Below are 11,506 nucleotides of genomic sequence, written 5' to 3'. Positions count from 1 at the left end.
TAAGCCAAAACCACCAGTAGATCCGCCAACAGATGGGGGAGATAAGCCAAAACCACCAGTAGATCCGCCAACAGATGGGGGAGATAAGCCAAAACCACCAGTAGATCCACCAACAGATGGAGGAGATAAACCGAAACCGCCAGTAGATCCACCAACAGATGGAGGAGATAAACCGAAACCGCCTGTAGATCCACCAACGGATGGGGGAGATAAACCGAAACCGCCAGTAGATCCACCAACAGATGGGGGAGATAAACCAAAACCACCAGTAGATCCGCCAACAGATGGGGGAGATAAGCCAAAACCACCAGTAGATCCGCCAACAGATGGGGGAGATAAGCCAAAACCGCCAGTAGACCCGCCAACAGATGGAGGAGATAAGCCAAAACCGCCAGTAGACCCGCCAACAGATGGAGGAGATAAGCCAAAACCGCCAGTAGATCCGCCAACAGATGGGGGAGATAAGCCAAAACCACCAGTAGATCCGCCAACAGATGGGGGAGATAAACCAAAATCATCCGTTTTAGTTTAATGATAGAAGGGAAAGAGTAGGGTGAATATATTGGGGGTTATATGGCTTGTTTTGTTATCGCTGTTCTTTATTCATGGGGTACGTAAAAGAAGTCGGAAAGTATGTACGTGCATATTACTGATGACGTTCATTTCTCTAACCATAATGTTTCCAGACATGTTAGATGTCGCAAAAACGTTACTAACCCCTATATCGTTTGGAGAATAATCAGATATTGTACAGGAGCTATTGAATCAAGAAAATATAGTGAAAATAAAGAATGATATAAAAGGGGGATATAACATGTTTCAAACAAATGAGATATTGAACATAAAGGAAAATTTAAAGATTGTCGGCGGTATTGCTACAGGTAAAACAACAACTTTAAAAGAATTTGCTATCAAGTTGGATAACGTAATGGTTTTAGACCTTATCGGTGAGTATGAAGATCTTAAAGAATCGTTTGAAGGAGATAAGTTAGATGTTATAAACCTATGCAATCGGGACTGTCCGAAAGTGGAATTGAGCAAAGAAATAATTGATTTAGCTAAACAGCATGACTTTGTAATAATTGATGACACATTTTATTTATTTGCTGAAGAAGTAAATGGTTTTTTATCATTTTTACAACAAATGAAAGAGGCAAACACAAAAATCATAGCCAGTTTTCAAACATTACCTCCAATAGAAATTGATATTAAATTCCCACAATTCATTATGCTTAATCGATGAATACTTTTTAAGTACAAATTAGGATTTCGTTTAGAAAAGATAGCAAGCTGGTTGGATATTCAACCAGCTCTTTTTATATAGAAATACAGGAAATTTTGATAGTAAACGAATACTTTTAACTATAATCAAAGCGTTATTGTTATAGATTATGAAATTTATAGGACAAATAGAAATATGAGAGATGGAGGGGAAGTTATGGAATTACAACCAATTGTAACAATTCCCAAAATGGATTGGTTGCCCATAGAAGTTGTGTTTGTATTCCCTATTCTTATTTTAGCAATAGTTGGTATCTTGGGAATATATAAAGAGTATTCATTAAACAAAAATATAAAATAAATTTTGTCATATATGTTTATTGGCGTATATTTCTTGACTAAGGTGGAGGAGTGATTTTACTTGGCTAAAAAGACAAAAGAGGAACGAATGATTGAACTTGCATCAAATGCACATAGTGCGAGAAATAAAAAGAAATTAGATGAGTATATGCTTAATATGTTATGGGTAATGGTTAAAGGAACACGTTATCAAACTGATGTAGAAATAGCTTTTGATATGCGTGAAAAATATCATGAGTTAGAACGTAAAGGTAGATCACAACTGGTTATGAACCTATTTGAAGTAGGTAAGAAATACGAAATAAAAACATTCATCGAAAGGAACAATGAGTATTTTAAATGCAAGTGTTATGTAGATGATAAAACTATGGAAGATTTATTTATTACTGTTTTTGAACCGTCTAATATAGGAGAGTTATGGATTGAATGGACAGATGTAGCCACTGTCAAAGAAATAGAATAAGTCGTCAAGCGGAGTTACTTCTGAAGAGGAAATGATTGTCTGTCCGTTAATGAGGGTTAATTTAATCAAATTTGAATAGAAAAGAGGGATTTGGAATGGATCATATAAAGAAATTGGCTCGTAGTAATCATGTTCATTTTATAGGATTACTTTATTTGTTAATAGTCGGGATGTTTGGTTGGTGGCATGGAATTACATGGTATCAAGGGATAGGAAATTGGATGCCCTGGTATCAAGAGTCAAGTATTGCTTTTGAGAGAGCAGATATGTATCTTTTGATGACAGTTCTTTTGATTGGAGCTAGTTTCATGACGGGGGTGCTAGTAATGGATCAGGACTATAAAAAATTGACTATCCTTAAGGTAAGCTATTTGTTTGGATTATCGACATTGATGTTAAGTAGTGTTTGTGGCGGTTTTCTTGCTTTCGGTTTCTTTCTTGGATACAAAGATGGAGCTTTTTATCCGTTATTTTTCCTTGTAACAGGTATTGTAGTTGGTTTGCAAATAATAAGAATAGCCTTAAAACAGACGTCACAACCTGAAAAGAATACTTTGGCACACGAATGATAAATAAAACGGATAACAAGCTGGTTAAACCTTCAACCGGCTCTTTTATTTTCTAAAAAGGGAGGAAAATTAGGATGGAAAAATGGATAGCGTATGGGAGAAAGATAAGTTTAGGAATTTACACTATTTTAGGCGTATTAGGAATTACTTATATCATTTGGGGCGTAAATGATTCTGGATATGAATGGACAAAAGGTCATACAATCAATGGAATTACTCTCTTTGGTATGTTTTATGTCTTAATGGTTCTGTTAATACGTCTCATTATGGATAGAAAGTTGACGAAAAAAATATTGTTATTAGAAATTCCACTAGCAATTGTAATAGCAGTTGGTGTGATTGCTAGTATTGCATTTGTAGAAGAACAGAAAATACATTCTCTATCTCTTTTTATGGCTGTTTTATTAGTAGTACCTGTTATATTAAGTTTACTGCGAATTGGGTACTCACAATGGAAATTTTACAAAGAAATGGAATGTAACTTGAAGAAAAGAGGCCAGATATGATAGTAACGTATTTAATGTTTTTGTTGGGATTTATTGTGCTGATGTTCATTTTCTACACGGTAGAGGTTCAAAAAATTATCCAAGACACTATATATAAAATTTTGGAAAAAGACAAACAAAAGATGAAAAGGAGGGGATAACGTGCATGTGCAACAAAAAGCACCGCTCAAGTATAAATTAGCTGAATGGAAAGTACTCATCCCGATGAGTACTTTTTTGTTTAGTGGAATCTTTCTTATCGTAAATTTTCTAGGAAACGTCATTGTAGAAGTAGTGAAAACAACATTTTCAGATTTATTACATCCAAAGCCTTTTCATATTGGGATAGAGGATCTATATACCTTTGAACATCCTTTTTTTCTCTATTTGATATTATTCCTAATCGCGAGCTTATGTACATTGCAATTCGCTTATAAAATTCGCTCAAGCTTTAAAGACTTGAATCAAAATCAAAAAGACTCCTCCCGTTTTGCGACTTTAGATGAAGTCAAACAACAATATCGTGCCATTCCAGATAAAACAGAACGATATGAAGGGAAGGGTGGCGTTGTCATTTCTCGTTATGATGTGGTTTCATGCAAATCCATTTTTCAACAAGCGAAAAGGGTTATAGATGCAAAAGGGATGGAGAAATGGCAAGAAATTAAAAAATTAAAAGATAGTGCAAAGGCGGGACGCTTATTAATTGATGATGGTGCAGTCAGTAACCTAATCATTGGTACAACAAGATCTGGTAAAGGGGAAACGTTTGTGTTCCCAACACTTGATGCATATTCCCGTGCGAAACTACAACCGTCTATTATCATCAATGATCCAAAGGCTGAAATTTTGGCGGCTTCTAAAAAAACATTTGAAAAACGTGGGTACCATATTGAAGTTTTAAATTTAATTAACCCGTTAGAGTCCATGAGCTACAACTTGCTTCAGCTCATTAAAGATGCCTACAAACAAGGAGATACAGCAACAGCACAGACACTCTGTAATACATTATCATTTTCACTTTACTACAATCCAAATGTAAAGGATCCTTTCTGGAATAACAGTGCGATGAGTTTATGTAATGCATTAATCTTAGCGGTTATAGATAAATGTATCCAGGAAAAGACAGAGGATAAAATTTCGATGTATGCAGTCGCAAACATGTTATCGGAGCTTGGTTCCAAAGAAATTGTGATTGATGCACAAGGAAATACACAAAATGTATTAGATATATATTTTGAAATGCTTCCAGCTGAGAGTGTTGCGAAGATGCAATATGCAACTTCTAGCTTCGCAAAAGGCGGGACAACACGAGGAAGTATTTTTAGTACCACAATGAGTAAATTGTCCATCTTTACTTTTGATGGTATTGCAAAAATGACGTCCCGTAATAGTATCGACTTAAAACGAATTGGCTTTGGGAAAAGCTTGCAAGGAAAAGGAACACCAAGGGTTCGTGTACAAATTGTCTTTCCTGACGGATCTAAAGAAAGCATCAAAACGGATACGGAAGGACGTTTTGAGCTTAACTTCCAACAAAAAGTAAAAAAAGGTCAGCGTATTCATGTCATTGAAAGTGAAACAAAGAAGAAAATGATCGTAGAGATTCAAACAATTAACAAGGATACAGGTGAAACAACATTTAGGGTTGTAGAAAAACAAGATGGATTGCAGATTGATAAGATTATCATTTTTGAAAAGCCAATTGCGGTCTTTATGATTGTCCCAGATTATGATTCTAGTAATCATGTGATTGCTTCTATTTTTATTAGACAGTTATATTTTGTACTCTCCAAGTATGCTGGTTTAGCTCGTGGTGGGAAGTGTCATAGAGAAGTAGTGTTTTTGTTGGATGAATTTGGAAATATGCCGGCGATTGATGATATGGGGAATATTGTTACGGTTTGTTTAGGACGAAATATTCGTTTTAACCTGATTGTGCAAGCTCTTCCACAGTTAAAAATGAAATATGGAGATGCAAGTACAACCATTCAAGACAATTGCGGGAATCAAATTTATATTCAATCTGGTAATAAAGAAACCGCAAAAGAAATATCCGAAAAGTTAGGGAATCAAACAATCAATTCTTTATCTCGAAGTGGGAAAGGGTTGTCAATTGATAAGAGCAAAACGGAAGGAATCGATACAAAACCATTATTAACGCCAACTGAGTTAATGAGATTCCAAGAAGGAGAAAGTGCAGTGATACGCTTTATGAAGCGTCGGGATAATAAGTTTGAAAAGATAGAGCCTTTCCCAATTCTGAACCGAGGAAAAACGGTTATGAAATATCGCTGGGAATACTTAGGGGACGACTTTGATACAGATCAATCCATTTTAGATATCGATATTCGCTCTTTACATGAATATGTGAATCCAAGGGACCTCATTATTGACTTCTTCCCAAAACAAGAAGAACCATCTGGGCAACCAGAGGAGCCAAAATCAAATGTATTCGTATCTGAACCAAAACCAGTGCCGATTCCTTCGGAAGAGGATCCGGAGGAGCCACAATTTGCGGATATTGATGAGGATATTGAGATTCCTGAAGAAGCGTATGCATCAGAACCGGTTTCAGTGTACGAATCAGAACCGTCTAGTCCATTTGAACCACTTACCTTAGAAAATTGGAAGCACAAAACAGCAGAAGAATTTTTTGAAACACATCGTTCTATTTGGAACATCATTGAAAAACAATGTATGAGGCAATGGAACAAATCACTAGCGGATATTCAAGCAAGTACAATGGAAAACTTTATTGATGAGCTGAAGATATTAGTGACAACAGGAGAAATTGATAAAAATATTTATCGTCTGATTAACGGGAAATACGGTGAAGTTATGAATAGTTTACTAGAAAAAGAAGGCGTGAAGGAGGAAGTGTGATGCAGGTAACCAATCCCTTACAACATATTTTACAAGTTTACGGGAAACAAGTCACAGCGGGAAAAGAAGTGATGATTGGGCTTACAAATGGTGTTGTGGTTTTACAGCCAGGAGGAGTCGGTGAAGCACCGATTATCATTCGGGTAGATGAAGTAGATGAGCATCTTGATATGACCATACAAGAAGTATTCGGAGCGTAAGAGAGGAAGGTGAAATCATGAATGATGAAAAAGTCTTAGAAATACTGAAAATGTTTAATGATTATTTAGAAATTGGTGGCTTTATCAATTATATTCTCCGTTCTATTGGTTGGATGATTATTATTGGATTGTCGTATCTGGTAGATGCATTAGAAGGAATCACAGATAAAATTCTTTTAGTAAAAACATTGTTTGCTTCAGAAGAGGTACAGTCTTTTGTACGAGATTTTCAACCGATTTTGTATGTACTATTTGCTTTTTCACTGATTTATATTGGATACACACTGATATTTAATAGAAAAACGAATCGAGAACAAATTGCAGTCAATATTTTTATCAGTATGGGCGTAATTGTGTTACTGAGTACAGCTATGATGCAGGCAGATAAATTTACAGATAAGGCAATTAAGGCAGTGGATCTGAAAGGAAGCGGAACAACAAGTGAAAAAATCATAAAAGATGGTCTCACAGATGTAGCACAGTTTGATATAGGGGAATGGAAGACAACAAAATTAAAAGAACCAAATCAAATTCCCCAAGAGAATATTAGACGAATTGATATTCTAGAGAAAATTGATAAAGATTTTAAAATCAATAAGGATACTAAATTGTCAGATGTAGGAATAAAAGTTTTAGAGAAGAAAATGAGTGTTGCACCAGATGGAAAAGAAGTGCTCATCGACTTGAAAAATGGATGGTTTGATTTTTGGCCAGATAAATATTATCGCTGGGACTGGGATTTCTGGAAAATCGCTCCGTCTCTGTTTGTCATTGGTATGACACTGTTATTTACAGCAATCAAACTTGGGAAATTGTGTTTTGAACTAGCCTTTAGCTACATTCTAGCAAACTTAGTTGCACCGGCAGATGTGGCAAACGGACAGAAGACAAAGCATATTCTTCTTAATATCTTAAATTCTTTTTTAATTATGATTATGATCTTCATTTCATTAAAACTCTACCTCATCGGTATGAATTATATTCATGAAAATGTGAATGGCATTGCTTATGTATTGGCATTAATTTGTTTAAGCCTTGCGGTTGTAGATGGTCCCGTTATTTGTGAGCGCCTATTTGGCATTGATGCAGGTTTGAAAAATGGTTGGGGAGTCGTTGCGGGTGGATACGCACTTGGAAAAGGGCTTAGTAAAGCAACCGGCAATATAGCGTCCAAAGCTGGTAACATGTTAAAAAGTACAGGTAATGGTGCATTACAAGCAGGTGCAGGTGCCGCCGGCATCGCAAACGGATATAAAAATGCAGGGAAAACAAATGGTGGTGAACAAAAGGAGCAAAAGCAAGGAAAAGAACAACAGGGTAAAGAGAATGGAAAAGAAGAGAAAGAAAAGCAAGGCAATGCCGATGGCGGGGCAAATGGAACCGGTCATTCATCTATACAAAATGAAATGGGTCAATCAGGTTCTGGAACAGAAAAAAGTCAAGCGTCCCAAGGCGAGGCAGGCGGTGGCGCTACGTCCTTGCAAGATGAAATGAAATCGTCTGGTTTTGATAAAGAGGCTAAAAATGAAGGGCAGGGTTCTTCAGCGAATGTATCCGGCGGAACGCAATCTGGAGGTGGTGGAACACCAACAAGTGCATCAGGCGGAAGTAAATCCGGAGGTGGTGGAACACCAACAAGTGCATCAGGCGGAAGTAAACCAGGAGGTAGTGGAGCGCCAACGAGTGCATCAGGCGGAAGTAAACCAGGAGGTAGTGGAGCGCCAACAAGTGCATCAGGCGGAAGTAAACCAGGAAGTAGCGGAGCACCATCAGGTGCATCAGGAACAACTCAACCAGGAAGTAGCGGAGTACCATCAGGTGCACCAGAACCGTCACAAGCAAGTCATAGCGGAACACCATCAAGCGGTGAGAGTTCTTCAGGTTCATCTCGTCCAGTAGATACAGCGCCATCTTCTACAAATGATATCCCAGCACCGCAAAGAGAAAATCGTACAATTGGACAATATGCAAAGGATCGCCTTTCCAATGCTTTTCATAATTCTCCAACGGTACAAAAGACAAAACGTTCGTATCAGCTGGGGCAAAATACAGGGGAGAGTTTACGGAACAAAGGTCAAAATAAGGGCGAGAGTCAGAAACAGAATGTAAATCAGACTCCAAGAAGGGATCGTAGAAAAGACGCATAAGTAACAACACAGTAAGCATACAAGGAATGCTTATTTTTTTCGGTTTGAAAATCAAAATTTGGAGGTTGTAGCTATGAATTATCAAATCGCAACACATATAAAGGTGAATAAAGGATCCCTTTCACCGTATGAAGTTCATGTGAAAGTCCTATATGAAGATCCTTTATTTGCATCACGTATACAAGAACTTGTACAAAAATATGATCCGGTTCTTTATACAAGGCGAAGAGATTTTCTCACGAGTTGGTTATTAAAGACCAAATGGCATGTGTCTATTCTTAGCTTAGAGACAGAAAGTAGCATGGATTTCATACGAGATAAAGATCCATTTGAGACTCTCATGAAGTTATCGCCTAAAAGATTTGATTTTCAAGAGGGATTGTATGCATTTAAACAGCGGTGTGATGCAGAAGAAGTAAGCGCGAAAATGATGCATGTAATTGAAAAGTTTCTAGAAAAAGAGAGTGCAATCTATGCTCAGATTTAAATGTGAGTTTGGAGGGAATTCAAATGGCAAATTATAATATCCCGAAGGAAATACGAACAGAATTAAAGATTAACAAAGCATTATTTTTATTCGATCTACTGTTTATTATTGGGCTTGTGGTTTTCACCATGACAACGAAGCCTTTGGTTCATCCCATGTTTCAAATTCCATATTATATTTTTATGTTAATAGTAGGAGTGATTTTGATTGTTCGTCCAAATACAAACCCACAAAAACGGATGTTTGAGGCATTGTTTATTGCGTTAGCTAGAAAGCGTTCTACGTATTGTGCAATTGACCAGGAACAAGACTGAAGGAGGAAATGGGATGGCATTATTCAATGAAAAAGAAATGAATAGACAGGTAGAAAAGAAAAGCGAAACTAAACCTTCCCCGCAACCACCAAAACAAGAAAAGAAATCAGGCGAGGTAGTAAAAATAAAAGGATTTCAAGAAAAGAAAGAAACGCAACCTGTCGTTGCTCCTTTGAGAGAAGAAGTCATACCGGTGAAGAAGGCAAAGAAAAATATAATGCAACATCTGGGCAATAAGAAGCAAGAGGCTGTACAAAAAACAGCGAAGATTGACGAGGCTTTGGGAAGACAAGGGAAGAAGAAAAAAGAGAAAAAAGTAAAAAAAGCCAAAAAGAAAGAAAAACCCCCTCATATAAAAAAGAGTATTGCGGAGATTATCCCGATTATTGATATGACAGAATCGGGTGTTTTTGAGTTTCGGGAAGAACAAGGTTTTGTAGATATCTTACAGATCCAGGGGACAGATATTTACTCCCTGAACGAGGAGGAAGCAGAATTTGCGATTTATCACCTTGCACACTATTACCAATCGTATCAAGAGTCCATCAAGATTGTATCTATGAATTTTCCAGTTTCGACGGAACCGCAACAACGTTTTCTACTCAAGAAAATTGAAACGTGCCAGAATCCGTTATATGAACGTTTCCTTGTACAAAAATTGCAAGAACTTCAGTATTTAGAATGGGGGCGCACAAACCGGGAGTATTTTTTATTTGTGTATGGTGAGAACGAATTTGTTGTGAAAGAACGGGTGGAATCGTCAAAACGGTACTTGCAACGATGCATACCATTGCTAGAGATGAATGAAGAAAAGAAAATAGAAATCTTATATAAATTGCACAATCAAAACTCGAAAATTGGTTCGAAAAAATAAGGAGAGATAATATGAAGTGACCACCTAGATTATCAAGTCAGGGATTTTAACCCATAATAATGAATGAAAACAAACATCATGAATGGGGTTATACCCTATGATAATAGGAGGCCACTATGGAAAATATAATATATATTGGGATGGATGTCCACAAGGAAAGTTTTAGCTTATGTGCATTGCACGGAACAACTGGGGAAATTGTAAGAGAAGCACGATGTGCTTCAAATGTATCTCTCGTAAAAAAATTTGTTGAGAAACTGAAAACAAAATATGGTGAAGATATAAAAATTAAAGCTGGATACGAGGCGGGTTGTTTAGGATATTCACTCCATAATCTGCTGGAGCAAAACGGGATTGATTGTGATATTTTAGCTCCCACAACAATGTACAGTTCATCAAAAAACAAAATGGTGAAAAATGATAAATTCGATGCCAAAATGATTGCTCTTAATTTAGCGAATGGCACTTATAAAGAAGTATATGTTCCAGAAGAAGAGGATGTTGCCGTAAAAGAGTATATCCGCATGTTAAGTGATTTTAAAACATCATTGAAAAAAATAAAACAACAGATAAAAGCATTCCTTTTAAGACATGGCTATATTTACGAAGGAAAATCAAGCTGGACAATCGCTTATATGAAATGGTTAAAGAGTCTTGAACTACAAGGATTATTCAAAGAAACGTTAGATGAATATCTATTACAGTATGATGTTCTAGTTGATAAAATTGAGAGGTTCAGTCTGAGATTAGAAGAATTATCTCATAGTGAAAGATATGAAGAACCAGTCGCACAGTTAAGATGCTTAAAAGGGATAGACACAACATCGGCAATGACTGTTCATGTGGAAATTGCAGACTTTACTCGTTTTCCCACGGCTAAAGCATTTATGGCTTATGTAGGATTGATCCCGAGCGAAAACTCAAGTGGAGAAAAAATCAGTCGAAGTTCGATTACAAAACAAGGAAATTCGACCGTTAGGTCTACTCTTGTAGAATGTGCAAATGCATTGGTAAAAGGAGCAATCGGATTAAAATCGAAACGAGTGAAAGCGAGACAAAAAGGGCAACGAAGTGAAGTAATTGCTTATGCGGATCAGGCTGTAGAAAGGTTACAAAGAAAATATCATCGAATGATGTATCAAGGAAAACCTAGAAATGTCGCCGTTACAGCTATCGCAAGAGAACTGGGAGGTTTTATATGGGGGTTAGAAACAGGTAAAATTCACTGAAAATAAAGAAGAAGGGATATGAAGTTGATTCATTCATAGTTAGAGACCAAAGGTATCAATTGATGGCATAGATGAGCTTCAGAGATAGTGAATTCCAGGTCTGGCTATCTATGACTCACCTCTTCTGGCACAGTTGAAATTCTGATAAACAAGCTATTTATTAGAATGTGAAAAGATGTGATCCACGCAGTGAGATTATAAGAGCCTAACGACGGACCATTAACCTGAGGTAACCAATCCACGAATAACAGAGTGGTTAACTGTCGATAGA

General features: G+C 36.8%; 12 protein-coding genes and 1 pseudogene. All 13 read left to right on the top strand.

The features are described 5' to 3' along the window. Positions 1 to 532 (top strand): annotated as a pseudogene (locus tag MHH55_RS34685) (hypothetical protein); the annotation flags it as partial. 282 nt (positions 533 to 814) lie between these two features. Further along, a complete protein-coding gene (locus MHH55_RS34680; RefSeq protein ID WP_100910799.1) occupies positions 815 to 1,243 on the top strand; it encodes a hypothetical protein in 429 nt (142 codons plus the stop codon). Between the two features lie 195 nt (positions 1,244 to 1,438). Next, the gene (locus MHH55_RS34675) at positions 1,439 to 1,582 is read left to right on the top strand and encodes a hypothetical protein (RefSeq protein ID WP_198523889.1); all 144 of its coding nucleotides are present in this window, start codon (positions 1,439 to 1,441) and stop codon (positions 1,580 to 1,582) included. Positions 1,583 to 1,642: 60 nt separating this feature from the next. Next, positions 1,643 to 2,044 (top strand): hypothetical protein, encoded by a 402-nt coding sequence (locus MHH55_RS34670; RefSeq protein ID WP_100910800.1) that lies wholly within the window; start codon positions 1,643 to 1,645, stop codon positions 2,042 to 2,044. Positions 2,045 to 2,139: 95 nt separating this feature from the next. Next, the gene (locus MHH55_RS34665) at positions 2,140 to 2,613 is read left to right on the top strand and encodes a hypothetical protein (RefSeq protein WP_100910801.1); all 474 of its coding nucleotides are present in this window, start codon (positions 2,140 to 2,142) and stop codon (positions 2,611 to 2,613) included. Positions 2,614 to 2,687: 74 nt separating this feature from the next. Continuing rightward, entirely contained in the window at positions 2,688 to 3,119 is a 432-nt protein-coding gene (locus MHH55_RS34660) for a hypothetical protein (protein ID WP_340882617.1), read from the top strand. Positions 3,120 to 3,260: 141 nt separating this feature from the next. Next, positions 3,261 to 5,984 carry a VirD4-like conjugal transfer protein, CD1115 family gene (locus MHH55_RS34655; protein WP_445661839.1) on the top strand — a complete coding sequence of 908 codons (2,724 nt, stop codon included), beginning with the start codon at positions 3,261 to 3,263 and terminating at the stop codon, positions 5,982 to 5,984. Further along, positions 5,984 to 6,184 carry a hypothetical protein gene (locus tag MHH55_RS34650; RefSeq protein ID WP_198523887.1) on the top strand — a complete coding sequence of 67 codons (201 nt, stop codon included), beginning with the start codon at positions 5,984 to 5,986 and terminating at the stop codon, positions 6,182 to 6,184. The genes MHH55_RS34655 and MHH55_RS34650 overlap by 1 nt, the downstream gene beginning before the upstream one ends. A gap of 17 nt (positions 6,185 to 6,201) precedes the next feature. Then, entirely contained in the window at positions 6,202 to 8,331 is a 2,130-nt protein-coding gene (locus MHH55_RS34645; RefSeq protein ID WP_100910803.1) for a pLS20_p028 family conjugation system transmembrane protein, read from the top strand. A gap of 73 nt (positions 8,332 to 8,404) precedes the next feature. After that, positions 8,405 to 8,818 (top strand): hypothetical protein, encoded by a 414-nt coding sequence (locus MHH55_RS34640; RefSeq protein ID WP_100910804.1) that lies wholly within the window; start codon positions 8,405 to 8,407, stop codon positions 8,816 to 8,818. Between the two features lie 23 nt (positions 8,819 to 8,841). Continuing rightward, positions 8,842 to 9,132: a DUF5592 family protein gene (locus tag MHH55_RS34635; protein WP_097906518.1), complete on the top strand. Its 291-nt coding sequence runs from the start codon at positions 8,842 to 8,844 to the stop codon at positions 9,130 to 9,132. Between the two features lie 13 nt (positions 9,133 to 9,145). Beyond that, complete coding sequence (locus tag MHH55_RS34630) at positions 9,146 to 10,006, top strand: hypothetical protein (protein WP_100910805.1); 861 nt, start codon at positions 9,146 to 9,148, stop codon at positions 10,004 to 10,006. A gap of 116 nt (positions 10,007 to 10,122) precedes the next feature. Next, a complete protein-coding gene (locus tag MHH55_RS34625) occupies positions 10,123 to 11,235 on the top strand; it encodes an IS110 family transposase (protein WP_340882613.1) in 1,113 nt (370 codons plus the stop codon). Positions 11,236 to 11,506: the final 271 nt, after the last annotated feature.

Origin of the sequence: Bacillus sp. FSL K6-2944, assembly GCF_038005385.1 — a bacterium.
GTDB lineage: Bacteria > Bacillota > Bacilli > Bacillales > Bacillaceae_G > Bacillus_A > Bacillus_A cereus.
The sequence above is the reverse complement of the archived record's forward strand: the minus strand, read 5'-3'. Positions and strand labels throughout refer to the sequence as shown.